The organism is Paenarthrobacter sp. (assembly GCF_031180005.1).
Classification (GTDB): Bacteria; Actinomycetota; Actinomycetes; order Actinomycetales; family Micrococcaceae; genus Arthrobacter.
The window spans coordinates 1-26,590 of sequence record NZ_JAPSHI010000021.1 but is presented as its reverse complement, the minus strand read 5'-3'; the positions used below and the strand labels follow the sequence as shown (position 1 = coordinate 26,590).

Annotated in this window: 20 protein-coding genes; 9 read left to right on the top strand and 11 right to left on the bottom strand. The window is 61.9% G+C overall.

Features of this window, described 5'->3' with window-relative positions:
• The first annotated feature begins 21 nt into the window (after positions 1–21).
• Positions 22–3,456 (top strand): response regulator, encoded by a 3,435-nt coding sequence (locus RIF72_RS14985; RefSeq protein ID WP_309075636.1) that lies wholly within the window; start codon positions 22–24, stop codon positions 3,454–3,456.
• A complete protein-coding gene (locus tag RIF72_RS14980; protein ID WP_309075635.1) occupies positions 3,453–4,373 on the top strand; it encodes a diguanylate cyclase in 921 nt (306 codons plus the stop codon). Before RIF72_RS14985 ends, RIF72_RS14980 begins: the two co-directional genes overlap by 4 nt.
• Here RIF72_RS14980 and RIF72_RS14975 read toward each other — a convergent pair.
• From RIF72_RS14975 to RIF72_RS14945, 7 genes are all read right to left on the bottom strand, one after another.
• Positions 4,365–5,600 (bottom strand): hypothetical protein, encoded by a 1,236-nt coding sequence (locus tag RIF72_RS14975; RefSeq protein ID WP_309075634.1) that lies wholly within the window; start codon positions 5,598–5,600, stop codon positions 4,365–4,367. The two genes, RIF72_RS14980 and RIF72_RS14975, sit on opposite strands and share 9 nt — an antisense overlap.
• An 86-nt stretch (positions 5,601–5,686) precedes the next feature.
• Positions 5,687–7,051 carry a glycosyltransferase family 39 protein gene (locus tag RIF72_RS14970; RefSeq protein ID WP_309075633.1) on the bottom strand — a complete coding sequence of 455 codons (1,365 nt, stop codon included), beginning with the start codon at positions 7,049–7,051 and terminating at the stop codon, positions 5,687–5,689.
• 218 nt (positions 7,052–7,269) lie between these two features.
• Positions 7,270–8,079, bottom strand: a complete 810-nt coding sequence (locus tag RIF72_RS14965; RefSeq protein ID WP_309075632.1) for a PIG-L family deacetylase — start codon at positions 8,077–8,079, stop codon at positions 7,270–7,272.
• Positions 8,080–9,165: a glycosyltransferase family 4 protein gene (locus RIF72_RS14960; protein ID WP_375164239.1), complete on the bottom strand. Its 1,086-nt coding sequence runs from the start codon at positions 9,163–9,165 to the stop codon at positions 8,080–8,082.
• A 62-nt stretch (positions 9,166–9,227) separates the two neighbouring features.
• Positions 9,228–12,254 carry an oligosaccharide flippase family protein gene (locus RIF72_RS14955; protein WP_309075631.1) on the bottom strand — a complete coding sequence of 1,009 codons (3,027 nt, stop codon included), beginning with the start codon at positions 12,252–12,254 and terminating at the stop codon, positions 9,228–9,230.
• Between the two features lie 52 nt (positions 12,255–12,306).
• A complete protein-coding gene (locus RIF72_RS14950) occupies positions 12,307–13,743 on the bottom strand; it encodes a glycosyltransferase family 4 protein (protein WP_309075630.1) in 1,437 nt (478 codons plus the stop codon).
• Positions 13,744–13,760: 17 nt separating this feature from the next.
• Positions 13,761–14,558, bottom strand: coding sequence for a glycosyltransferase (locus tag RIF72_RS14945; protein WP_309075629.1), 798 nt, complete (start codon positions 14,556–14,558; stop codon positions 13,761–13,763).
• 193 nt (positions 14,559–14,751) lie between these two features.
• Between RIF72_RS14945 and RIF72_RS14940 the strand changes: the two genes are divergently transcribed.
• On the top strand, positions 14,752–16,971 hold the full coding sequence (locus RIF72_RS14940; protein ID WP_309075628.1) for a S9 family peptidase: 2,220 nt from the start codon (positions 14,752–14,754) through the stop codon (positions 16,969–16,971).
• On the opposite strand, the gene RIF72_RS14935 is transcribed toward RIF72_RS14940, so the two are convergent.
• On the bottom strand, positions 16,972–17,781 hold the full coding sequence (locus RIF72_RS14935) for a class I SAM-dependent methyltransferase (protein ID WP_309075627.1): 810 nt from the start codon (positions 17,779–17,781) through the stop codon (positions 16,972–16,974).
• Positions 17,782–17,800: 19 nt separating this feature from the next.
• Positions 17,801–18,184 carry an STAS/SEC14 domain-containing protein gene (locus RIF72_RS14930; protein WP_309075626.1) on the bottom strand — a complete coding sequence of 128 codons (384 nt, stop codon included), beginning with the start codon at positions 18,182–18,184 and terminating at the stop codon, positions 17,801–17,803.
• Positions 18,185–18,404: 220 nt separating this feature from the next.
• Here RIF72_RS14930 and RIF72_RS14925 point away from each other — a divergent pair, with 220 nt between their 5' ends.
• Positions 18,405–20,048 (top strand): ATP-binding protein, encoded by a 1,644-nt coding sequence (locus RIF72_RS14925; protein WP_309075625.1) that lies wholly within the window; start codon positions 18,405–18,407, stop codon positions 20,046–20,048.
• 191 nt (positions 20,049–20,239) lie between these two features.
• Here the strand turns inward: RIF72_RS14925 and RIF72_RS14920 are convergent, their stop codons facing one another.
• Positions 20,240–20,410, bottom strand: a complete 171-nt coding sequence (locus RIF72_RS14920; RefSeq protein ID WP_309075624.1) for a hypothetical protein — start codon at positions 20,408–20,410, stop codon at positions 20,240–20,242.
• Positions 20,411–20,532: 122 nt separating this feature from the next.
• Here RIF72_RS14920 and RIF72_RS14915 point away from each other — a divergent pair, with 122 nt between their 5' ends.
• A complete protein-coding gene (locus tag RIF72_RS14915; protein WP_309075623.1) occupies positions 20,533–21,564 on the top strand; it encodes a hypothetical protein in 1,032 nt (343 codons plus the stop codon).
• A 2-nt stretch (positions 21,565–21,566) separates the two neighbouring features.
• A complete protein-coding gene (locus tag RIF72_RS14910) occupies positions 21,567–23,120 on the top strand; it encodes an EAL domain-containing protein (protein ID WP_309075622.1) in 1,554 nt (517 codons plus the stop codon).
• Here the strand turns inward: RIF72_RS14910 and RIF72_RS14905 are convergent.
• Positions 23,113–23,691: a GNAT family protein gene (locus RIF72_RS14905; RefSeq protein ID WP_309075621.1), complete on the bottom strand. Its 579-nt coding sequence runs from the start codon at positions 23,689–23,691 to the stop codon at positions 23,113–23,115. The two genes, RIF72_RS14910 and RIF72_RS14905, sit on opposite strands and share 8 nt — an antisense overlap.
• A gap of 108 nt (positions 23,692–23,799) precedes the next feature.
• Here RIF72_RS14905 and RIF72_RS14900 point away from each other — a divergent pair, with 108 nt between their 5' ends.
• Genes RIF72_RS14900 through RIF72_RS14890 form a run of 3 tightly spaced genes read left to right on the top strand, consistent with a single transcriptional unit; the run spans position 23,800 to position 26,273 of the window.
• A complete protein-coding gene (locus tag RIF72_RS14900) occupies positions 23,800–24,276 on the top strand; it encodes a hotdog fold thioesterase (RefSeq protein ID WP_309075620.1) in 477 nt (158 codons plus the stop codon).
• A gap of 7 nt (positions 24,277–24,283) precedes the next feature.
• Positions 24,284–25,633: a phenylacetate--CoA ligase PaaK gene (paaK, locus tag RIF72_RS14895; RefSeq protein WP_309075619.1), complete on the top strand. Its 1,350-nt coding sequence runs from the start codon at positions 24,284–24,286 to the stop codon at positions 25,631–25,633.
• Positions 25,634–25,670: 37 nt separating this feature from the next.
• Entirely contained in the window at positions 25,671–26,273 is a 603-nt protein-coding gene (locus RIF72_RS14890) for a TetR/AcrR family transcriptional regulator (RefSeq protein ID WP_309075618.1), read from the top strand.
• Positions 26,274–26,590 lie beyond the last annotated feature (317 nt).

The window sequence follows — 26,590 nt, the reverse complement described above, 5'->3', positions numbered from 1 at the left end:
ACTTTTGAAGGTAGGGGTTCAGTGGCAGGAGTGAAGCACGGGGTTCTTCCAGTGCGCTCGTCGTTGCAGCAGGTTTGGCCACTCTTTCTGGTGCCCGCTGCGGTTTGTTTGGTGCTGCTGGCTTTCGGGCTGGCAAGCGGAGTAGGAACGACGACGGCGCAACTCGCCGGTGACTTGGCCATCCTTCTCGCCGCACTCACCGCGCTGACCACCCACACCCTCGCTGCCTTGAGGCGTCGGGACAATAACTCCGGCCGCTGGTTCATCGTGGCGGGCCTGACCATCTGGAGCGCCGGCCAGACGGTATGGACCATCAATGGCATCGCCCTGAACCACCAGTACCCGTTCCCGTCCTTCGCGGACATCGGCTTCGTTTGGTACGCGCTGCCCACCTCCATCGGGCTGGTGCTGCTATCAAAAGGGCAAGGACTGCGTATTTCGCTTCGCCGCAGCATCCTGGACGCAGGAGTGGTGGCAAGCTCCACGTTCTTCATTGCCTGGAGCTCCGTGCTGGGCCCCCTGGCCGGAGCTACGGACCAGGACGCCATTGCCCACATGACACAGATGGCCTACCCCATCGCAGATGTCTTCATGGTTTCCGTGGTAATCGTCCTGACCATGCGCGCAGCCCGCGGCCGCCGGCTGCCATGGCTGAGCATGGGACTTGGCTTCTGGATCCTCGCCATTACAGACCTGGCGTACATGAGCTTCACCATCCAAGGCATCACGGGTGTCACTGGCTCCCCCTTGACCCTTGGTTGGGTACTCGCTTTCCTGCTGGTGGGACTCAGCCCCTTGCTCCCCGAATCCGGGGCAACGCAAAAAGACGGCCGAGCCTACGCCGCGGCCCTCGAACTCCTCCCCTACGTGCCTGTGTTCAGTGCCGTGTTCTTCTCCCGCAGCCGCCCCATCGGCGAAGACCGCATCCTGTTGATCACCGGTCTCGTGGTGATTGTTTTCGTCATAGTGAGGCAGGTGCTGATCGTCGTCGAAAATGTGACGCTGACGCGCGAACTCGAGTCAAAGGTGGCCCAACGCACCGCCGAGCTTGAGGGACTCGGGGCGATCGTCAACTCCTCCGGCGACGCCATCATCGGCGAAACCCCCGACGGCGTGATCACCAGCTGGAACCCTGGTGCCGAACACATCTTCGGCTATCCTGCGTCGGAAGCCATTGGCCGTAAAGGTGACTTCTTCGTTCCTCAGCACCTGTTCGAGAGCGAACGCCAAGCCTTGGAGGTCACCGCCCAAAGCGGCGACGTGCAGAACTACGAAAGCCAGCGTCTACGCGGTGACGGAGAGGTTATCCCCGTGTCCGTGACACTTTCTCCTGTTCGGGGTGAATCCGGCATCCGCGGCGTCGCCACCATCTCCCGCGACATTACGGAACGCAAGGCTGCCGAGAAAGAACTACTCGCAGCACGGGAAGCAGCCCTGGAGGCCAGCCGCCTCAAGTCCGAGTTCCTGGCCACCATGAGCCACGAAATCCGGACTCCCCTCAACGCGGTGATCGGCCTGACCTCCCTCATGATGGACACGCCCCTGAGCGAAGGCCAACGGCAGTACGCCCAAGGAGTGAAGGGCGCCGGCGAGGTCCTGCTGACCCTCATCAACGACATCCTCGACTTCTCCAAACTCGAAGCCGGGAAAGTGGACCTGGACATCAACGTCTTCGACCCCCGGGCCCTGGTGGAAGAAGTAGCGGGACTGGTTGTGGAAGCTGCGCAGGGAAAGAACCTGGAGCTCATCTCCTACTGCCACCCGGACGTTCCCGCTCGCCTGATGGGAGACGCCGGCCGCATCCGCCAAATCCTCCTGAACCTCTCTTCCAACGCGGTCAAGTTCACTCCCTCCGGTGAAGTGGAAGTCCAGATCTCCGTTCTTGCCCAGGACGCTGCCAAGGCGTCGTTGCGCTTCGAGGTCAGAGACACCGGCATTGGCATCACCGCCGAAAATCACCAGAGACTCTTCGAATCCTTCGCCCAGGCGGACGCCTCCACCACACGCCGCTACGGAGGGACGGGACTGGGCTTGGCTATCTCCAGGCGCCTCACGGAAGTCATGGGTGGGAGGATCGGCCTGGACAGCGAGGTTGGAGTCGGCAGCAGGTTCTGGTTTGACCTTGATCTCCCCGTTGGCCCGGCAGCCTCGGACACGGAAGCTTTGCCTGCCAGCCTGGCCGGACGCAGGGTTTTGGTGGTGGACGACAACGCCACCAACCGCCTGGTGCTGGAAACGCAACTAGCCAGCTGGGGAATGTTTCCCCTCTCGGTTGCCGACGCCGCGTCCGCACTGGACGAGTTCCGGTCCGCGGCCCTGTCCAGCCACCCCTACGACATCGCCGTGGTGGACATGTGCATGCCCGACATCGACGGCCTCCAGCTTGCCCGCAACATCAAGGACGAGAGCAACGGTTCCGGCGGCCCGGGGATCATCCTGCTGACCTCCACCATGCAGGTGGAAAGGAGCGACCTCACATCGGCCGGAATTCGCGAATACCTCACAAAGCCCGTCCGCAGCTCCGAACTCTATAACCGTCTATTGCGTGTCCTGGCTACAAAGACCGCTGGCATGCCATCCCCTCAGCCATTGGCACACCCAGTTGAAGCGGCCGATCCCGTGCCACGGCTCGGAAAGCTCCTGGTGGCCGAGGACAACGAAGTGAACCAGCTAGTGGCGCGCGGCATGGCAAACCGCCTCGGCTACGAGGTACACATCGTGGAAGACGGCGAACAAGCCGTTTCCGCTGCACTGACCGGCGCGTACGCGGCAGTGCTCATGGACTGCCATATGCCCGTCATGGACGGCTTCGATGCAACCCGGGCCATCCGCGCCCGCAACGGTCACTCCGCCCGAATACCCATCATCGCCATGACGGCCGGCGCGCTGGATGAAGACCGCGAGCGCTGTTTCGCCGCGGGCATGGACGACTACATCAGCAAGCCCGTGGATTTGGCCAAACTCGCTGAAGTCCTGTCCCGCTGGGTACCGCAAACGTCGACGGCGGAAGGAGGGTTGGGTGCCGCAGCTGTTGCGGACGTAGCGCAACAGCAGGCGGAAGCACCGGCGTCGAATCCTGTTGTTCTTGAGCTCGAGCGGCTGCAGATCCTGCGCGAACTTGGACCGGCCGACGGTTTGGGCCTGTTGCCCGAAGCCGTCAGAGCTTTCCGACAGGATTCCCAACGAGCCGTGGACACCTTGCGTGCTGCTTTGGAAAACGGACAAGCCGCGGATGTGGAAGCGGCAGCACACAAACTCGCGGGTGCGGCCGCCAATATTGGAGCTGTGGGCGCTGCCGCCCTATGCAAGGAACTGGATCGGCTCGGACGCGACGCAGGACCTGGACTGGGAGCTTCCGGACCGCTGCTGCTGGGCCAATTGCGCACTGAACTTGCCCTCGTGGACGAGGCACTCGAGCAGACACTTACTGAAGCACACTCTCCGGGAGCACTGTGAAAATTCTCATCGCTGACGACGACCAGATCTCCCGGATGATCACCAAGGCCGCCGTCGAGCAGTCCGGCCACGAGTGCATCGTGGCCGTCGACGGCGACTCGGCATGGCAGCTCTATAAGGAGCACAGCCCGGAAGCTGTTGTGACCGACCTGATGATGCCCGGCCTCAACGGACTGGATCTTTGCCGTGCCATTCGGGCGGCCGAAGAGGACCGGTATACCTACGTGATCCTGGTGACCTCGCACGGTTCCCGGAAAGACGTACTGGCCGGAATGGAAGCCGGAGCTGACGACTATGTCACCAAGCCCCTGGATCCGTTCAGCCTGCACATCAGGCTCCTGGCTGCCCAGCGCATCACCTCTTTGCATGCAGATCTGGCCCGGTACCGTTCCGCGCTGAGTGACCAGGCTCGCACGGACCCCCTTACAAAGCTCCACAACCGGCTGAAGTTGGCCGAAGATCTGGGCGCCCTGCACGGAGGGGGCGTGACTGCGCACAACTACTGCCTGGCCATGGTGGATGTGGACAACTTCAAGAGCTACAACGACATCTACGGCCATCAGGCCGGGGACGCCGCACTGGTTGCCATTGCCTCGACGCTGGCTGGCGAGGTCCGGAAATCCGATGCCGTGTACAGGTTCGGCGGCGAGGAATTCCTGCTGGTCCTGCGGGATCAGCAGGCTCCCGGCGCTCGAATGGTCATGGAGCGTGTTCGGTCTGCTGTGCAATCCCTGCGGATCGAGCACTCCGGCGATCCCGACGGCGTCCTGACCATCAGTGCGGGCATCTCCGCGTTTACGGAGGGGCACCGCGCCGGGACCGAGCAGCTTTTGCGGGAAGCCGACCTTGCCCTCTACGCAGCGAAAGCCTCCGGCCGGAACCGGGTGTCCCTGGCCGATGCCCTCCGCTCAGAGTGACCTGGCCGCGGACTTCAGCTGCTGGATGACTTGTTTGTAGTCCTCCGTGCTGAGACCGTTGCCTTCCTCATCAAAGAGGTTCTCTTCGAAGCCAAAAAGGAACGTCGTCATCCCACATTCCACGGCGTACCCCGGAGCCGTACGCAGTTGTTCGCCAATGCTGTGTGATTGCGGTGAGCCGCCGGTGAATGGTGCATCGGGAGGACCAGGATTCTCCCCGACCAGTCCCAGCCCGGCTCGCCGGGCCAAGGCGCTCGTGTACCTATGGGAGGACCACTGTGAGACGTCATCCATCAGCACGCTCTCGTCGTCGTCGGGGAGGCACCTGTCTTGCCGGGGCACGGCAGCGGCCGCTCTCACGGCCGACACGTCATCCAAGCCGGTGAAGTCCACGTCCACGCCCGGCAACGTTGCGAGCGCAGCGAACTGAGCAGAATAGTCCAAGCCGCGTTCCTGGGCGCCGTCCGGATTGGCCCGGCCATCCAAGCCTCCTTCTATGGCTTTTGCTTTGTCTTTCAGCAAGACTCCGCGGCCCGCTACCGGAACATGCACGCGCCCTTGATAGCCAAGTCTCCGTAGCTCGCTTATCTGCCATACGGCTGCGTCCACCGTAGATCCGGAATACCAGTCCCACCACCGTTGGACCTGCTCGGCAGTTACCGGCCGCCCATGCCATGAACTGGAACCCGGAATCCACCCCGGCATGGGGGAAGGCGCAACGCCCTCTGCCAAACCGATGCCGTACTGGGGAGCGTCACCAAATGCCCAGTACTCGCGTTCATTTCCACCGTCACCGGGCCCTGGGTATCCCAACTCCCCGCTGGCATTCGTCCCGACTCGTATTGCTGTTATGCCCTCAAACCCTAGGTCCGACGCAACAAGGGCCAAGTACTTTTGCGCCGCATCCCTCGCCGCGGCACTGAATACGAGCTCGGCCCCCTCCTCCTTTGGGACTCCGCCGCCGCTTCCCCTCAGCACACCTCCGGCCAGACCTCTTACCCAATCAGGCGGGTAATGCAGGCCCGGGGACAGAACCACGGCCATACCGGCCCCACGGCAACTGTTGAGGCGTTCACGAACCTCTGCAACGTAATGATGGTCCACTCGTCCGGCTCCCGGCTGGTACCGATCCCATGCCAAAGGTAACTCCACGACGGAAACTCCGGCATCGTGAAGTGCAGCGAGGCGTGCGGAGGTGCATGTGGCGCCCAGAACACCGAAATACATGTGCTCCGGCGCCGGCTGGGTCGCCCCACTGCAGCCGACGATTACAGATGTTGTTATGAACACCAATGCAACACGAAGCATGCTTCTCACGGGTATCCGCCGCTCACGGGAGGGAAATTCAGCCCTCCTGCGACTGCAGCGTCCAGCTTTGCGCGGTCCAATTGCCACACAACGGTGTCGCCTGAAGTCGGTCCCCTGAAGGTGAAAACCGGTTGGGCGTTGTCCTGCAGCCAGTCCAGGAACTCAGGTGCAGCGAAGCCGTATCCCTCGCTCAATTGCCTCCCCTGTGTCAGGACATACTGGGCATCGCGGTCGTGCAGAGACTGCAAGGATGGCAGGACCTCCCACCCCTCATGCGGCATAAGGGCGAACTCACCGGTTACTGACGTCAAACCCACTTTGGAGGACGGCGGCAATTCGGCGTTCATCCACTCCCGAGCACGGACAAGCCCGTCATCGACTACTGATCTTGCCTGAACACCCAGAAAAAGACTGAGCATGGTCATGATTACTGTGGCGGCCATGACGATCCCCCTGAGGCGGGGCCGCCATTTCACCACCATCACAGCGGCTACGGGCACCGAGACCAGGGCAGCCAGCACCACACAGTAGCCAAATTGTTCCTCTGCCGCCCCGAAGAAGACGGAGTAGAGACCCACCAAGCCGGTAACAAGCGAAAACAAACCAATTGCCCGCCGTTCCACCAGCGGAGACATAGCAGTCACTGCTCCCGCCACGATGGAAAGCCCCAGAAGCAGATAGCTGGTGCCGAAGCGGCCAGCCAGGTCAAGGAGCCGCTCTGCGAGGCTCACGCTGTGGACTGAGTTGAATCCGGTCATCTGAACGACGCCCATCATTCGTAGGACACCCACCGATTTCTGTTCCATGAACTGCGGAAACAGCCCGCTGGCGGCGATCAAACCCAGATAAATCAGATAGGGAACTGTGGAGCATGCGAGGATTCGCAAGGCTGTTTGGAGGGGCACTGTCCTGCGCCAGACCACCGCGGCAAGTAACGGAACCACAGTGAACACTGCAGTCATGTCTTTCATAACGATGGCCAGTCCGAAGACAATTCCGGCGCTGATTTCAAGCCATAAACGGCTCCGTCCCGGCGTACGATCGAGCAGCAACAGGACCAATAACCATCCCGATAGGACTCCCATGCCGGCTGGAGTTTCCATCATCAACCGCCCATCCATGCGAAGGACAAACGGGTCACTGGCCAGGATGACGCCAGCCACAACAGCAGGTCCAACACCCACTAAACGGCGAACCAACAGGAAACAGATAACCACCGCAACTGCTCCGAGGACACTATTGACCCAGCGCAACTGCAACACCAAATCGGTGGAGTGGCCTTCCAGGCCCAACGCGCGGATGACCACAGCGTTAAGGGCGTATGTGCCTGGAGGGTGCAGGAAAAATGGGGTGCCAAAGATTGATGGCATGTGCCCATCCGCTATTTGCCTTGCAATATCTGCGTAGGTTACTTCGTCAATGAAGACGTCATTGGCCCGTTGAACACCGAACATCCGGAAGACCGCGGCCAACAAACCTACAAGGACTGCAAACCACAAGTGTCCCCGCAACGCCCTCTGTGAGGCACGGGCAGACTTCCGCGCTCGATTCCTCGGCCGGGATACCTCACCGGCCTCACCAGTAGTCGTCATGCACTGCCGGTAATAAGTCCGGGCACAAAGTAAGTTTCCGGTTTCACGGGAATCTCCCCGGTGGGGAACAGGGCATCTGCCTGCGTGGGATATTGCCTGATCCGCCCGGGCTTTGCCTCGAGTCCCGTGTCCCAGGCCCACGGCACAAAGCCCATCCTGGACATGTGCTTATTATCCGGGCCGCCAGCCAGGTCATAGGGGAAGTCTGAATACATCACCACGTTTTCCGGGTGTCCTTCGCCTACCTCCCGGGTGATCAGGTGGTCCACATGCTTCCCCACCCCTGCCGGGCAAAACAACAGCTCAGCTTGGGTTTGTGCCATGAGTCCGGCGACGTCAGAGCGGAGTTGGCGGATGAGTGCTCGATCACCCTTGGCGATCCTTCCCAGCGCGATGTCGAACCGGTACGTGGGATAGCGGTGGGTGAGCTCCGGGAGCAGCCTTTCCCAGGCGCTGCTTCCCAGCACCGGTGGCTTGCGTCGTCGTCGAAACAGCGCGTCCACTTCACCAAGGTGAATGGATTGAACTCCCATGTCCCGCAGCACGGCACGGTCCTCCGACCGCCTGGCCTGGAACAATTCACCAGCGTCCGGAACGGTGCATTGACGCATGAAGGACCGGGCTGCCCGGGTGTGGGGTGACGGCAGTGCCTCAGTGAACAGCGTGGCGACGATGATCTGCCGCCCCTGGGCCTGGGCTTCAATAAGCGCACCGCATGACAGGACTGCATCATCAAGATGGGGTGACAGGAACAGCCAGGGGGCGTCGCCCGCCATTGAATGTTCGATTCGTGATCGGAGCGGCATTCAAGCCCTTTCGGTGTGGTCGGCTTGTGGCCGCCGGGGTTGAGGGCTGTTCAGTTCTGTGAGCGCCATGTGATAGGCCTGCGCCTGCTTGTCTGCGAGCGCGTCCCAGTTGTAACCGGCGGCAAACTTCCGCCCTTGCTCAGCCACGTGCTCCAGCCCCGTTTGGGAGTAACGGGAGGCAATTTCATCGGCTAGTGCCAGAACATCGAAGGCCTCGACGATCCAACCCGTCCCCGGCGGGATGATCTCTCTCAGGCAGGGGATATCGAAGGCAATAACCGGAGTACCCGCTGCCAGTGCGTCGATGGCCACCAAGCCGAACGTCTCGTGCCGCGAAGGCACCACCAGAAGCCGGGCATCGCTGAGCGCTTGGAACTTCTTGTCCCCGGACAGCCACCCGAGCATCAGGACGCGCTCGGAGAGACCGGCCTCTTGGATTGATGCTCGCAACCGTTCCTCGTCCGGGCCCGTGCCTGCGATCAGCAGATTGCCCTCAACCCTCTCGCAGGCCTGCGCCCAGGCTTCCAGAAGGAGATCCAAGCCCTTGTGCCCGTACTCGAGGCGTCCGACGAAGAGGACGTCCTTCCCCAGCCGGGGTTCGTTGTCCCACACTCCGGGATCTACGCCATTGCTTATAACGTCCACGTGCAGGTCCGGGTTCAGTTCTTTCAACCGATCTCCAATGCCTTGCGAAACCGCGATGAGCCTGCGGTGCTTCCGCACGCCCAGTCGCTCTATCCAATGCAGGGGCAGCTTGTACTGCCGGGCTTTATCCCTGGCATGAAGCCACTGGACAACACCAATGGTGGGGCGCTTGGTCCAGAGGGGAGCGGCCATGGTGGAAAACGGGGCGAAGAAATCCTCCACCACCAAGTCAGCCATTAACCGACGCTTCCGAACCTCGAAGGGCAGCCGGGCCACATACGCCACCAGCCTGGACAGGCGGTTACCGCCCGTTCCGAACCCGATGGGCACATAGTGCACACCGTGTTCCACGCGTTCCTGCCAGCCCGGATAGCGGGTGGTCAGCACGGTGACGTGGAACCCTTTCGTGGCCAGTCGGCGGTTGATCTCGTGGGTTCTCACAGATCCCCCGCCTGCCCCGGGCATGCGCGGATCTTCAAAGCCCAAATGCAAAACTCTCATCTTTATCTTTCCGTCCCGAAGTCTTTGGAAGGCACTCCGATGTTGGCCGCAGCAGCTGCATCAAGGGCAGTGGGATCCACGTACCAGATAGTGGTTTCACCGTTGGTGGGGCCGGGCGTTGTGACCATGGGAGTTGCGTGGTCCTTTAGCCAAGCCAGCATGGTGGGGTTGGCGTAGCCGTAGCCTTGGCTGGTGGGCTTGGATTGGGTGAGGATGTAGCTAACGCCGTTCTGCTTCATCAACGGTGCCGAAGGCCAGATCCCAAACCGGGGGTCATGCATGTAGGCAAAATGCCCGGTGCTGTTGGTAACACTAATCCGAGCGTCGGCAGGGAGATTGGCCTGCACCCAGTCATTAGCCCGGACGAAGCCGTTGTCCACAGTTAGGGCTGTGCGAAGGCCCAGTACCACGGTCAATACCACGTAGCACACGCTGATGATGGCCAAGGTATTGCGGGTTCTCGGGTACCTCTCCCGAATTTCCACCACCACCAAGACCGAACAAATAGCTCCGGCAACCATGACGCCGTATCCGTATTGTTCCTCGAAAGTGCCAAACAAAGCGCTATACGCCCCTGCAGCTCCAAGGGCCAAGCCGGCCAGTCCAATCAGGCGCCGGCCCGCGTGGTGGCTGAAGCACAACAGCAAGCCAACCACGGGGCATAGCCCCAGCAGGATGTAGCTGGTCCCGAAGTGCCCGCTCTGTTCAACGAGCCGGGACAGAATGCTGGGCGATCCCTCAGAGGTGAACCCCGTGCTCTTCTCCACGCCGGACATGCGCACCAACCCATTGGTCTTGGCCCACACCCAACTGGGGAAGTGACCGTGCACAGCGACCACAATCAGGTAGATCACGTAGGGCACGAAGCCAAAGGCTGTGACCACAAGCCCCTGTCGCCACGGGTACGTCTTCTTCCACACCATGGCCGCAACCACCGGGGCCACGGTGCAGATGAAGAAAAAGTCCTTGCAGAGAATGGAATACCCCAGCAAGAGCCCCGCTGTTGCAAGCCTGAGGAAGGAATGCAGCCTGCTCTTCGGCTCCTTGGTAGAGACCAGAAGCAGCAATCCGGCAAGCCCCGGCACCATGGCCGAGGTCTCGAGGAATGCATGGCTGTTGTTCCGCAGGATGAACGGTTCGAATGCCAGCAGCACGGCCGTGAGCCACGCCGCGGTCGGAGTGGCCAGCTTGCGTACCAACAGGAAGCCCAGCCCTACTGTCGCTGCACCCATCAGGGCGTTGAGCCAACGCAGTTGAAGGGTCACCTCGATGATCTCACCGGTAACTCCGAAAATATGGACGACCCCGGCTTCCAACAGGAAATAGCCGGGTGGGTGGAGGAAGAACGGGCCATCAGGCAAAGTGGGGAATTCACCGGCGGCTACGGACTCACCCAACCGGACATAGAGCATCTCGTCTACCCACACCTCGAAGCCACGCTCGAGGCCGAGGGCACGAACACCGAACGCGCCAGCAACCACAGCGACGAATGCGGTCAGGTTGCACGAAAGCGCCCGGATTACCCAGGCTGGAAGCGGACTGATGTCGGCTGATTCAGGCTTGGACCGGCGGCCTGGACTTTTGCTGCGTCTGCCAACCTGCCGACGACGGGAGATCCTGAAGTCGTTCTTGTGCGGCAGGATTCCGCGCTGATGGGCAAGAACGGTGACACCGCTGATGCCGGCGAGAAGCAACCAGAGCAAGGGGTGCAGGTGGGCGGCGCCTGCAAGGACCACGATCAGGGCCAACGCCAGGATGGCGAACCTGCCCGTCCCCTTTCCCGGGTTGGCAGACGCCAGCACGGGACGCGCCAACAGTGTCAGGACCAAGCCAGCAGTGACCGCACCGACGGCAGATCCCACAGCCATTCCCGAGACGGCGTTCGTCTGCCAGCCGATCCACAGTCCGCCGATCACCAGAAGACAAGCACAAGCAAGGCCGATTTGGCAGCGGCGATAGGCACGCATGGCAAGGAGGATGGTGGCAAGCACCATCAGGACGGCATAACCGAGGCCGGACGCCGCCAGCCATGGCAGGAGCCCAAGGGAGCCGTGATACTTCTGCGGAACAATGACGCCGGACATGAGGGGCGGTGCCGTGGCGATGATGGCGAAGGCCACCACCACAAGCTGCCCGAACGAGGCGAAGGAAGCGCCCAGCACCGCGCTGACCTTGACTCCAGGGGTGCGAAGCAGCGGAAATGCCACCAGCGCCGTTCCCGCAGCCACGTAAACGGGCCCCTTTGCAATGGTGGCGAGCGCTTGGAAACCTGCCGCCTCAGCCGAGCCATTGTCCAGAAAGCCGACCACTACGACGTCGATCCCCACCAGCACGGAGACGACGCACAGAACCGACGCGATATCGCTGGTTTCGGCCCATCGCCACTTCTCGAGCAACACCCGCGGACGCCAGCGGAGATCCCGATAGAACGACCACGGCACCACCAGCGGCGCCAGGCACCCCACGACAAAACCGAGGACAGCTCCCCCGGCACCCCATGCCATCACGATCACCAGCAGGCTGAAGATCAACCGCAAGACAACCTCGCCGATGGTTGACACTGCGTACCACGTGAAGCGGAGTTCGCCCTGAAGCCACCCGGCGGGCGCATTCACAACGAAAATGACAAAGGCTGCCAGAGCCACCGCTGCTGCCAGGACGGGAGTGGCAAGCGCGAGAGTTACGCCGCCGGTAATGGCGGCTGCGGCGGCACCCGCCAGGCAGGACACGAAGACGGAGAAGGCCACGCCGTTCCGCCGCTCTTCGGAGCCTGCCGGATGCACCGCAACCACATGCGAGAGAGGAAGCGGAACCATCGCGTTGGCCACGATCCCCACAACGCCAAGGATCATCGCGGCGGCCGCAAACTGTGTGTAATCCGCTGTCCCCAGCATGTTGGCCATAAGCAGGGTGCACGCGTAGCTCACCACGCCCACCAGTCCGGCGGACACAGCGAGGAAGCCACTGTTTTGAGCTATGTTAACGTCTTGATCCGGTGTCCTTTCCCTGCTTTCAGCCCTGTGCCTCATGCCCGCTGCGGTGGTTATGGCTTGTTCGGATAAATCCACTGATCAGCTACCGTTACTGGCCATCGATGGCTTCGGCCGGGACGAAGACACTACCCGGTCCGGCAAGCAGGGTGCTGCGGCCTGCTGATCGGATGTCGGCAGCGGCCACGCCGATCTTCTTCATCGCGGCAAAGGCCTCGAACTCATCCCGGCCCTTCATGATGATGGATACGTGATCGTCGGCCAGCGCATACTCGTCGGTCGGCCTCAGGGCGGCTGTGAAATCAACGCTGCCAGTGACTTCGGACTGCGCAGGGACTTCGAATTGAATCAGGGTGGACAAGTCCGAGTGGAAAGCACGTGGGTCTCCGCCGTCACGACGCATCTTCGCTTCCTCAAGGAGCACCCCTGTGAGCAACATGGTGCTGCGGTCCCAGGTAAAGCAGCGGGCCCATTCACGGCACTCACCGGAGACGATGATGGCTGCCTCGGGTTCGCTCAACTCGTTGATCGCATGAACCATGGCAGATCCGAAGTCCGTGGGATGGTCCACAAGCCATCCTGTACGGCCGTCTACTACCGAATCCCTGATTCCCGGAACCCGCAACGCCAAGCACGGCACGCCCCAAGCTGCGGCTTCGATTACTGAACAACCCCAGCCTTCCGATGCCGACGTGGTGGCAGTCATCCATGCCCGGCTCAACAGGTTGTCACGGACCTCGTTGGGTTGGTATCCGTGGAAGGTGATGGCGTGATCCAGGCCGAGGTCCATGGCCAGTTGCTGCAGCCGCGCCCGTTCGGGACCGTCCCCGACGATGTCCATGCGCAAGTTGGGAAGTCTCCGCGCCGCCACGGCGAACTGGCCCAGCAGCAGGTCCAGTCGCTTGTGGGGCACCAAACGGCTCACGACGGCGATGGTCGGCTCAGCGGCCCGCGCGGCAACCGTCGGCGGAATGTCGATGGTACCGTTCGGCACCACGTGGATGGGTCCCCTGAATCCAAGCTTTCGCAATTCCATCCGGGTTGAGGGCGATACCGCGACGATGGCGCGCTGCCCGTACACCGTCTTGGCGCCACTGCTTTCGAGGAAGCGGCCGACGGCGGCCATGGGCGGGGAGAACCGGGTGCGGAACTGCTCTTGGTGAACGTGGTGGACCAGCTGCACGATCGGGATGTCCCCGCGCAGAAACAACGGAGAGAAGAACGGAATTCCGTTTTGGCAATCCACCACGGCGTCGAACTGGCCGCTGGCACGCAGGAGCCTCATTGCCGCCTGCCCGTAGATGGAGAGTGCTCCCCCACCTCGCAATATTCGGATGCCGTCAATGGTCTCCTCGGCTGACTGGCCGGTGTCCCGGCCCGTAAACCACGTGACACGAACTCCGCTGTCCACCCATCTGCGGGAGATCTCATGCATGTACTGCTCGGCGCCGCCGGCTTGGGAGTGCTTAACATCGCGCCAGTTGAGCACCAGTACGTGCTTTCCAGCGAGTTGGGTTGGGGAGTTCATGTCAGTTGAGCCGTCCGTCACGATGTTGCTTTCTGAAGTTGAATCACCGAGGCGAAGCTGGCCACTCCGTCCTGGAAGGGGCGGAACGTGGACTCGGCTCCATCGGTCCAGGCCACGGGCAGTTCCACAATGCTGGCGTCGTTGTCCTGGAGCCGAAGAAGCAGTTCCACGTCGAAGGCGAAACCTGTGCTGCGGCACTGCACCATGGCAGCGGTGAGGGCATCCCGTTCGAAAAACTTGAAGCCGCATTGGGTGTCCTGAATGCCTTTGACCTTGGATTTGGTCAGAGCCCGGAAGGCCGTGCCGCCCATTCGGCGCCCGATGTGCTGGGGCACAACAAAGGTGGATCCCGGGGCGTGACGGGAAGCGATAACCGCGGAAGCGCCGCCCGCGAGATGCTCCATGGCTTCAGTGAGCGTTGCCAGCGGCGTGGCCAGGTCGGCGTCAAAGAAGCCCGTGAACCTGGACGTCCCGCTGAGGAGGCCACGGCGGACAGCTGCCCCTTTGCCACGACGGGAACACCCCAGCACTGAGATTGGCACTGCATCTCCCTTTTCCCGGGAGATTTGGCGGACGACCGCAGCAGTCTCATCCACGCTGCCGTTATCCACCACCACAATGCGCGAAGACCACGGTTGAGCGGCCAGGAAGTCCACTGTTTGCATCAGTGTGCTGGCAATTCTTCCTGCCTCGTTGTAGGCAGGAATGATGACTTCGAGGTCTACGTGGGAGCGACGCAACGAGTCTGGATGTCGCCGTGCTTGCAGACGACCCCTTTTGCCGACATGGACACTGTGCGCGTGAAGCGGAACCATCTGAACCTCCAATATCCGGGAACGGGGACTAAATTCGTGCTCGCAATATATGCAGTGGAGTTACCACGCAAGTCATGACGCGAATCCGGGCGTTGTGGTCCATGTCATGGATTACTCTCACTGCAAAGGCGGTCCCGGGCGCTCTGAGCGAAATTGCTGGTTCTGTGTCAGAGCCCGTCTATAGAGTGGCCACATGAGCCACACGTCTTCCGCGCCTGCCGCTGCTAAGGAACCCACTCTCCAGCCTCCTCGCGCCAAGCAGATCCCTACCCGCCGCGAACATCATGGCGATGTCTTTGTGGACAACTATGAGTGGCTCAGGGACAAAGAATCCTCCGAGGTTGTTGACCATCTCAAAGCAGAGAATGCCTACCAGGAAGCATTGACGGCGCACCAGGAACCGCTCCGTGACGCGATGTTCCAGGAGATCAAGGGCCGTACCCAGGAGACGGATCTATCGGTGCCCAGCCGCAAGGATGGCTGGTGGTACTACAGCCGCTCAGTGGAGGGCAAGGAGTACAGCATCCAGTGCCGCGTCCTGGCCGCCAACACGGGCGATCCCGTGGCGGACTGGACTCCCCCTGCGGTTGAAGCCGGCGTTGAGCTTCCCGGCGAGCAGGTGCTCCTGGACGGAAATGTTGAAGCAGAGGGCCAGCCGTTCTTCAGCGTGGGTGGTGCCGCCGTGACAATCGACGGCAACCTTTACGCCTACGCTGTGGACAACTCCGGAGACGAACGCTTCACCCTGCGGATCAAGGATCTGAGGACCGGCGAGCTCCTCCCGGACGTCATAGAGGACATCTTCTACGGGGTGGCGTTCTCCCCGGACGGGACCAGGCTCTTCTACACAGTGGTGGATGATTCGTGGCGACCCTACCAAGTCAAGGCCCACGTCCTGGGCACGCCTGTGGCTGATGATGAGGTCCTCTACCAGGAGGACGACGTCGCCATGTGGCTCGGCTTCGATCTCTCCTCCGACCGCCGCCATTTGGTGCTTGGCATCGGCTGCTCCGAGTTCAGTGAAACCCGGCTGCTTCGCTTCGACGACTACGACGCCGGCCTGAGCACCGTCATTTCCCGCGACCACCACGTCCTCTATGAGGCTGAGCCTTTCCTCCTTGACGGGAAGGAAACCCTGCTCGTGACCCACAACAAGGGCGCCATCAATTCGATGGTGAGCCTGGTGGATCCTGCAGAGCTCTCCAAGCCGCTCGCCGGGCAGGACTGGCGGACCGTCGTCGAACATTCAGACGACGTTCGCGTCAACGGTGCGGGCGTAACCTCCACGCACCTGGTGTTGTCCGTCCGCAAGGACACAATCGAGCGCGTGCAGGTGCTCCCGCTGGCAGGCCTGGGCACAGCTGCTCAAGGAATGCCCGTGGAGCCTGCCTTCGATGAGGAGCTTTACACCGCGGGTGTATCCGGCTCCGATTACGAAGCCCCGGTGATCCGCATGGGCTATACCTCTTACTTCACGCCGTCGCGCGTCTACGACTTCGTCCTGCCCACGGCAGAACAGCCTGGCGGTGAGTTGCTGCTCCGCAAGGAAAGCCCGGTTCTGGGCGGCTACTCCTCTTCCGACTACGTTGCCACCCGTGAATGGGCCACTGCCGACGACGGCACACAGGTCCCCCTGTCAGTGCTGCGTCATGCCTCGGTCCTGCAGGATGGCAAAGCCGCCGGGTTGGTTTACGGTTACGGCTCTTACGAAATGAGCATGGATCCTGGCTTCGGCGTGGCCCGTTTGTCCCTCTTGGACCGCGGAATCGTCATGGTGATCGCCCACATTCGCGGCGGCGGTGAACTGGGACGCAAGTGGTACGAGGACGGCAAGAAGCTCGCCAAGAAGAACACCTTCACGGACTTCATCGCAGCTACTGACTGGCTGGCAGACTCCGGCTGGGTGGACCCTGCGCGCATCGCTGCCATGGGTGGATCCGCCGGCGGCCTGCTCATGGGCGCAGTCGCCAACATGGCCCCGGAAAAGTACGCGGCCATAGTGGCGCAGGTGCCGTTCGTGGACGCCTTGACCACCATCCTGGATCCTGAGCTTCCGCTATCCGCCCTGGAATGGGAGGAATGGGGCAACCCCATCACGGACCCCGAGGCCTACGCGTACATGAAGTCCTACACTCCCTACGAGAACGTGGGGACCGTGGCCTACCCCAAGATCGCAGCTGTGACCTCCTTCAACGACACGCGTGTGCTCTACGTGGAGCCCGCCAAGTGGGTCCAGGCCCTGCGCTCTGCGTCCACGGGGACCGAGCCGATCGTCATGAAGATCGAAATGGACGGTGGCCATGGAGGCGCATCGGGCCGGTACGTGCAGTGGCGCGAGCGGGCCTGGGACTACGCTTTCGTAGCCGATTCCCTCGGTGCCACGGGGCTGCTTCCGGGCGCCGGCCTCAAGTAGCTATGCTCGGCGGGCCCGGAGCAGCGCGTAGTAGCCCGGGATGAGGTCCGGGGCCGACGGATTGCTCAGCGGACGCGTCTCGATGCTCGCTGAGCCTTCTTCCACAAGGTCCCAGTCCGCCGTCGGGAAGGCCTTGGCACGTTGTGCGGCACCGAACCGGCCAGGCATAGGCAGTCCCCGGATCGCCCCCTCAAGCGGCGCTGGAATGGAGTTTCGGGTTGCCCCGAGGTGACTGACGTAGTCCACAGGCGTGCCGGGGAAGTTGGTCTCGGCCAGAAAAACGCCTCCACGGTTCCCGACGACGGGCAGCAGGTTTGCGGCCAAAGCGGACTGGCCGCTGCGGTCGAGTACGTGCAGGACACCTCGGATGAACACGTTTGCGTCCCCGGGCCAACCCGCCGCTTCAAGGGCCGTCGCTACCGTCCGGGCAGCGTCAGGCGCCGTCATGTCGCACACGGCGAATGACGCCGTCGTGATCCCGGCTGCCTCCTGGCGCGCGCGGTCCACAGCGTTGGCGGAGTAGTCGAGCCCCAGCGCATGAGGGAAATGCTCTGCCAATAGTCGGGTAAAGCTGCCGTTTCCGCACCCTACGTCAACTACCGGCAGTGTGGGGTCCAGCTGCTTCAGCGTGGGGAGATAGCCATTGAGTTCATGGGCGCTTCCCGAATCCCACAGGACATCGCCCGTGGCACCGGTTGAACGGACGTTACCCCAATACTGGTCCCAGGCTGTGAGGGGGTCCTTGGGTGCGGCCGAGGACAGCCTGATGAGGCGAGGTATCAGCAGGTATTTCCTGAGCGCGGTGAACATCCTCCAAATATATGGGGCGTTATGCCTCCACCAGCCACTCCAACGCTTCTGTTTCGGAAGTGAAGAACCGGGTGGGGCACGGCGGCTTCATGATGCCAAGGAAGAAGTTGGCGATGACCCTGTCCACCGGGGACGAACCCCACAAGGCGATGCGGGAAGCTTGGCAGGGTTTGGCAAACACTGATCGGGCACCCCTGGTGACGTCGTCGGTGGTGGCCATGTCAACAATCATGGGATGCCGGTCCGGGCCGCAAAGTTCGTTGACCCTGTCCATGGCCCTTTGGGCATCCGACTCCTTGATCCGGGCGCCACGCGGCCACGTCAGGCGCAGGATCCCAGACTCTTCGAGTACCAGCTCGAATTCCACCTGTTGGTGTTCTTGCGGTGTCGCTGGGTGGTCCACAATTCTCCTCGCACTTTTCCTAAACAACTGCGGAGGAAATCCGGAACGGACCCCCACACTCACTCTCTCAAGGCTGTCGAATCCGGCAGTCAAAGTAAAGGTGTGTCCCACGACTCAAAAAGCCTGTTTACAGTTCGGCGGCCACTGGCCGCTATGCCGCTGATAAGGTGTTGCCAAATCGTGAAATATTGTGAACCGATGGTGGAACGGAAGGGGCGCAGTGGGCGAGACCGTTGCCGGTGAAACGCATGCATCCCGTTCGGTTGTGGTGGCGGACTCAAACCATGACCGCCTGGCGGCCACCACGTCCGTGCTCCATGGAGCGGGCTTCCAGGTCTTCCCTGCCACGGACACCGCCTCCATGGCCTTGCATCTCCAGCAACACCACCCCTCAGTTGTGGTGGCGGAGAACGCCCTCGCTCACGGACTTGGCCGCCCAGGGGTTCCTGTACTGCTGCTTCTTGATGCTCAGGAGTCTGTAAACCTTGAGGAAGTGGAGTCCTGGCGCGTAGCAGACTACGTCATCAACCCGGTTCGTCCCGGGGAACTCGTACACAGGGTTTCAACCTTGATCGGTCGCGCAAAGGAGCGCGCACGTTCCCGTAGCGAAATCGAAGCACTCCGGGAAAGCCTCCGGAACGTCTCTTCGGCAATCCGGCAAACCAATGACCCGCAGCTGATCGCAGAGCACGTGGTTCGCGGTTTTGGCGAGGCCTTGGGCGCGGACCATGTTTGGTTCGCCACCTTCCGCGATGAACGGGTCCCCAGCATCCGTGCGCAGTGGAACCGTCCGGGACTTCCACTGCTGCCGGCCAGGCTGGGCGAGAGCGAAAAAATCATCACCGAGACAGCCAACCGGCTGTGGGCAGAAGCGGACGTCCTCGCTGTCGCGGACCACCGGGAAGATCCTGACTCGAAGATCGCCAATGCACTTCGCGAGTGGTCCGGCGAACTCAAACCCGTATCCACTGTGCTGCTCCCTGTTGGCGAAGGCGCCTCCGCCATGGGCATCATCCTGTTGTCCACTGTGCAGGAGCGGCACGATTGGACGCGTCCCGAGATCGCCTTGATGCAGCACGTGGCCGGGAACGTAGCCCATGGGCTCATCCAAGGCCACCTCATCAGCGCCCAGCAACGCGTCCTGCACCAGCTGAGGCAACTGGACAAGGCGAAAACAGATTTCCTAGCCACCGTAAACCATGAGCTACGGACGCCCCTCACCTCCATCACCGCCTACTTGGACATGATCCAAGACGGCTCCGGCGGCCCGGTCCCCGAGGGCATCAGGAAAATGCTGGACGTCATTGCCCGGAACTCGGACCGCCTGCGCAGGCTGATTGAGGACATGCTCACGGTCTCCATGCAGGACGGCAGCAACCTGGACCTCAAGCCGGTTGATATCGACAAGCTCCTGCAGGTGGTGGTGGCAACTCTCCGCCCGTTGGCAGAGTCGCGCCACGTTTCCGTGTCCTTCACGGAGGCGACCGAGGACATTGAGGTCACTGCCGATGAAGCAAAGCTGGAACAGGTGTTCACCAACATCGTGGCCAACGCCATCAAGTTCACTCCCGAGGGCGGCCGTGTTGGCATCACCAGTGCCATGGCAGCTTCCGAGAATGGCGGACGGGCAGCCCTGGTCCAGATCGAAGACAATGGCCTGGGCATCCCGGAACACGATCTCCCTCACATCCTGACGCGCTTCTACCGCGCCTCGAACGCCACCTCTGCGGCCGTACCGGGCAGCGGATTGGGGCTGGCGATTGCCAACGACATCATCAGCCGCCACATGGGTCGCATGGCGTTCGACTCCATCTTGGGGTCCGGGACCACGGTGTCCGTGGAGTTGCCCGTGGGAGGACCATAGGCCGGCTGCCGGCGAGTGACCGGTTTCGGCTGCGGTTCCCGCGGCTGTGACAGCAATGTCATTGTCAGGCGCCGAAGATGTGCTCTGCGGTCACTAATGCTCGACATGCAGAGAAACAAAACTGATGCCCCGGGCAGCAGCCCGGGGCATCAATTTAGCTTATGAGGCCTTGAGAGGCACTCCCCCAATGTTTAGTTCGGCCACCAACCGATGCTGGTGGTGTTCGTCTTACCTGTGGTGGTGCTGTTCGGCCACCAACCGATTGCCGTGCTGTCCTGCGTAGGCTCGGCATTAGCCGGAGCAGCGAATCCTGTTACTGCCAGAACCACCGCCATGAGCAGGGTTGCCGCAAATTTTTTCATCCGCTATGCCCTTTCGTACTGATGCGAATTTGTTGACTGTGACTTGAATAAAGTCACGGGGCAAACTATACGAGCTTTTCTTCCGCAATGACATGGATAATGGGCACATGCAAAGTCCTCACTTGGCCTCCCACCTAGTTGCCGGACTCAATGCACGCGCCAAATGGAAGGCGCGGGACTTTGACGAGGCCTTCAGAATGGCTGCGGAGGCGGCTGAACTCGCCCGGGACGCCGGAGACGAACAGGCCTGGTGGAACATGCGCTACCTGCAAGCGGAGTGCCTCCGTGATCAAGGAAGCATCGAGGAATACCTCGCGCTGGCGACCTCCCTCAATGACCACAACCTGACAGCTTCCTCAGCCGAGCTCGGTGCCAAGGCCGGAACAATGGTGGCCATCGGGCTGCAAGGCCTCGGCCGGCTTGCCGAAGCCGCAACCATGGCTGCTGACGCCGCAAAACTCGCTGCCACGGACCCGGACCTCCTCTACGTTCAGGTCCTGGCCCAGCGTGCCCTCATCGCGGCCCTGGCTGAGAGCCGGCTGCTGGATGATGCGTGGCGGGAATGCCTCGTTCTGGAGACCTTGATTTCTGATGACATTGATGAAGACACCGCGGGCAAGGGCTACTGGGTGATCGGAAACGTTGCCTTCCTGGCTGACCGCGTGACGGATGGAGGCCGGTACCACGATCTGGCCGCCGAGAGGCTTTCACCGTCAAAAGACGTTGATTTGTGGGCTCGTTTCAACCGCGCCTCAGCGGAAATGCGGCTGCAGGCAAAACTCGGCGACGCCGCCACCCTCCGCTGCATTGAAAGGGCAGAGCTCGCTACCGACATTGTGGGCGGTTCCGAGCGGGACCATCTGGAAATGTCCTTGGTCCGTGCCCATTGGAATTACCTCGCCGGCGATATGCAGGAAGCCCTGGCGATCCTCGAACCCCTTTGCTCACGTTCCTCCATTCTTGCTACCCAAACATCCGCCGAAGCTCATTTCCTTTTCGGACGTACCCTGCTGGCATCCGGGCGACGTGAAGAAGGCCTGGCTGCTTTCGAAGAAGCAGCAAAGCTCTTCGACCAAGCGGCCCTGCCCGAGCGCAGCGCGGCTGTTCGCGAGCATCGTCGGCAAAGCGTCCGGGGCGGGCCGCGCGGGGAGTGAGCATGTCCGACGCAGAAATGTACTCCGCGAACGACCCCCGTTTAGGGCTGCTCCTGGAAGGCATCGTCAGGTTGGCGGCCGGCGACCTGAACACCCGGATCCGGGTCTCCGAGGCGCGCGACGAGATTGACGCAGTGATCATGGGCACCAACCTCCTGGCCGAAGATCTACAGATCGTCTATGAAGAGCTGGAGCAAAGGGTGCAAGCCCGTACACAGCAACTTAATGACGCACACCTTGCGATGCAACGCATGGCCATGACCGATCCGCTGACGGGGCTGAACAACCGCTCCGCTTTCGCCGCCGCCCTTAACGAGGCCCAAGCGAACGGCGTGCAAGGCAACAAACGGCCGGCGATCCTCCTGCTGGATATGGACGGCTTCAAAGCCATCAACGATTCCCTCGGCCACACCATCGGTGACAAAGTCCTGGAAACAGTGGCGAACCGTATCAGCGGCGCGGTCCGCGAACAGGACATGGTGGCCCGCATGGGCGGCGATGAGTTCGCTGTCCTCCTTCCTGAGGTGACGCCTGCGGAGGCCAGCGCCATTGGCAACCGAATCCTCGCCGCCGTGGTGGGACTAATGGAGATTGAGGGCCAACACCTCCACTGCGGGGTCAGCATGGGGCTCCGGATGGCCGATCCGGGCCAGCGGGCCGAAGAGCTCATGATGGAAGCGGACATCGCCATGTACGAGTCCAAGGCGGACGGACGAGGCAAGCTCAAGGTATTCGCTCCCGACATGCTGCTTGCCCGGCAAATGCGGAACCAGCTGGTGGGCGAGCTCAAAGAGGCCATCGCCGGCTCCCAGCTGGTGCTCTACTACCAGCCCATCATCAGGCTTGAAACCCGCGAAATTGAAGGAGTGGAAGCCCTGGTCCGCTGGAACCACCCCACGCGTGGGCTCATCATGCCGGACGAGTTCATTCCCATTGCCGAGGAAACGGGAATGATCTCCGATCTGGGCGGTTGGGTTCTCCGCACCGCCGTCGAGCAGTTGAAGCAATGGCGAACCGACCCCCTCACGGCGGGCCACAACTTCAGCATGCGCATCAATGTTTCAGCGGCAGACCTGCAACGTCTGGAGTTCATTGAAGACGTCCGCGAGGCGCTGGTTTCAGCCGACCTGGATCCGTCGCTACTGGTCCTGGAGCTGACCGAGAGCGCAGTGATCCAAGGCAACGACCTGGATCGCTACACGCTGAACAGCCTCCGCCGCCTTGGCGTGGGATTGGAAATTGACGATTTCGGCACCGGCTACTCCTCCATCAGCTACCTTCGCCAACTGCCCGTGGATACCGTCAAAGTGGACCGGACGCTACTGTCCGCCTTGGGCAGCGACCCGGCGCAGCCAGCCCTTCTCGCGGCTGTGCTGCAACTCATCCGTGCCTGCGGCTTGGCTGCTGTCTGGGAGGGCGTGGAAACCGCCGAGCAGGCTGATTACCTGCTCAGTATCGGGTGCACCAGCGGTCAGGGGTACTACTTCAGTCGGCCTTTGCCTGAAGCGCAGTTGACCGAACAGCTAAAGCACCACAAGACGTGGCCCGTCAGCTGATTTTTCGGGTCCATGGATGGTGCCGCGTGCGCCATTCCGAGTCCAGAATCGCGTAAATGTTCTCGCTGGCCCATTGGCCTTTGTAATGCCAGTTGTCCACCAGTGTTGCTTCGAGCCGCATACCCAGTCGCTTGCAGATGCCAGCAGAACCGGCGTTGAGTGCATCCAGCTTTGCGTCGATGCGATGGAAGGCCAGTTTCTCGAATGCCAGCTTCATAACGGCCTCCGCTGCCTCCGTAGCAATGCCGTGGCCACGTGCCTCCGGATGCAGTATCCAGCCCAGCTCACCCTGCCCGGTGCCCTCCAGCCACTTCAGCACTACCTCCCCCATCAGGCCGGGGTGATCCTTGCGCTCAATGGCAAGGCAAACCCAGTCGCCTTCCTGGTTGAACTCGAAGTTCGCGTACTTGCCGAGCACCTCCATGGACTTGGTCTTGGTCAGCTCGTTACGGAGGAGGTACCGGGCAGTTTCGGGAAGCGACTGATAGCCGTGGAACCGTTCGAGGTCCTCCGCCTCGAAACGCCGCAGGATGAGTCGATCGGTGATGATGGGAAGCTCAATTTCGGGCATGACTTCGAGGCTACTAGCTACGGGCGAAACATGGTCCAGTCTTGACACGTGGCGCGATCTGGGATTACCTAATGAACATTCGGTAAATAAAGCTGGAGGCAATGACGCATGGTTGAAACAACCCTCTCCGGTGCACAGCACCACATCCTGACGAACGACTACGCGTCGGAATGGATGGGCATCGAGGTCCTCAAGCTCGACGACGGCCACGCCACCATCCGTATGCATCTCCGCCAGGAAATGCTGAACGGATTCGGCATGGCGCACGGCGGCATGATCTTCGCCTTCGGGGACACCGCCTTCGCACTGGCCTGCAACCCGGCCAACCCCACGCCCAAGCAAGCCGCCCACATCACGGTGGCGTCCGGCGTCGATATCAACTTCATCAAGCCAGCGTTCCAAGGCCAGGTGGTCACCGCCGTCGCAAACCGCCGCGCGAGCACCGGCAGAAGCGGCCTGTACGACATCCAGATTTATGCGGTGTCCCCGGACGAAGACGCCTCCGATCCCACAGCCTCCGATCCCACCAGTGGGGAGCTCATCGCTGAGTTCCGTGGCCGCAGCCGCACCATCTCCAAGAAGTAGGAAACCCATGACGCAGAACACCGTGGCCGCACCCGCAGCTTCCTCCTCCAAGGAAACCGCACCAGTGCTTGACCGTGAAGAAACCATCTCCCGCGACGAACTCGAGGCACTACAGCTCACCCGCCTCCAGCATACGGTGGCATACGCCTACGATCGCGTGCCGCTGTACAAGCGCAAGTTCGATGAGGCCGGCGTTCACCCCACGGACCTCCGCGAGCTGAGCGACCTCGGCAAGTTCCCCTACACCACCAAGGAAGACCTTCGGCTGGAATACCCCTTCGGGATGTTCGCCGTCCCGCAGGATCAGGTGGCGCGAATTCATGCGAGCTCCGGCACCACCGGCCGCCCCACCGTTGTTGGCTACACCAAGAACGACCTCGCCAACTGGGCAACCCTGGTGGCACGCTCCTTCCGCGCCTCCGGCGTCCGGCCCGGGATGAAGGTACACAACGCCTACGGCTACGGCCTCTTCACCGGCGGCCTCGGCGCCCACGCGGGTGCTGAAGCGCTCGGCTGCACGGTCATCCCCATCTCCGGCGGCCAGACCGAACGCCAGATCCAGCTCATCCAGGACTTCAAACCGGATGCCATTCTGGCCACACCCACCTACCTGCTCACCATCGCCGATGCCATGCAACACCAAGGCATCGATCCCACGTCCACCTCGCTCAAGTACGCCGTCCTGGGCGCCGAACCGTGGACCGAAGAAATGCGCCACGAGCTTGAAACCACCATGAACATCAAGGCCTCGGACATCTACGGGCTCTCCGAAGTCATGGGCCCGGGCGTCGCCGGCGAAGCTGTTGAAACACAAGACGGCTGCCACATCTGGGAGGACCACTTCCGCCCCGAAATCATCGATCCGTTCGACCACTCGACAGTCCTGGCCGACGGCGAACCCGGTGAACTCGTCTTCACTTCCCTCACCAAGGAAGCGCTGCCGATCATCCGGTACCGCACCAAAGACCTCACCCGCCTGCTCCCCGGCACCGCACGCCCCGCCCACCGCCGCATGGGGCGTATTACCGGCCGCAGCGACGACATGATCATCCTGCGCGGAGTGAACCTGTTCCCGTCACAGATCGAGGAGATCGCTCTCCGTATCCCCGAGCTCAGCCCGCACTTCCAGCTGGAAATTACCCGCCCCGAGGGCAAACGCATGGATTCGCTCACGGTCCGGATTGAGCGCCGCGAGTCGGTTTCCACCGAGGCAAGCACGACGGCGGCACACACCCTGCGTGAGCAGATCAAGATTCACGTCGGGTCATCTTGCGTGGTTGACGTTGTGGAGCCCGGCTCCCTTGAGCGGTCCAACGGTAAGCTCCGCCGGATTTACGACATGCGCCCCAAGGGCTGAGCACCTTCCCCTTTTGAGATCGTGAGAAAATGCCAGCATGCCTACTGAGACCACCACCAAGCGCGGACGGCCCGGTTATGACCAGCAGTCGGTGCTCCGCATCGCCGTCGACGTCTTCAACCGCCACGGGTACGACGCAACGTCCATGGGCATCCTGGCCGAAAACCTCGGGATTTCGAAGTCAGCCATCTACCATCACGTGCCGTCCAAGGGCGATCTGCTGAAGCTCGCCCTGGACCACGCCCTTGGCGGGCTCGAAGCCATCCTGGAGGATCCGGCCGCTACGTCCGGGCCCGCCGATGCTCGGCTGGAGTTCGTGCTGCGCCAGACGATTGGCGTGCTGGTGGACAGGCTCCCCTTCGTGACTCTGCTGCTGCGGTTGCGCGGTAACACGGAGATCGAGCGTGACGCCCTGGAACGTCGTCGCGCTTTCGACCATAAGGTGGCCGAACTGATTGCCGCTGCCCGGGAAGATGGCTCCCTGCGTCAGGACATTGATCCCCGCACCGTCACACGGCTCCTGTTCGGCACCATCAACTCCATCGTTGAGTGGTACAAGCCGGGCGGATCGCTGTCCCCGGAGAAGCTTGCCGACGACGTCATCACCATGGTCTTCGACGGCCTCCACACGGCCGCCTGACGCTCTCGCACATCCCTAGGGCTTCCGGCGCACCCTCTCGCACATCCCTAGGGCTTCCGGCGCACCCTCTCGCACATCCCGGATGGCCCGTCGGCCAGAGCCGGCTAACGGCGTCCGGCAGTGCCGACCATTTCATCCCCGAACGCGAAACGCCTTCCCACGTAATGTGAAAAGGCGTTTCGTCGTAAGAGAGAGTGTCCCTATGTTTTTCGTCAAGTGGTTGTGGGTGTTGGGGATTGGTAGAGGGTCCCGTCGCGGAGCATGGCGTAGAGGGTGTCGCAGCGTCGTCGGGCCAGGGCAATGAGCGCTTGGTTGTG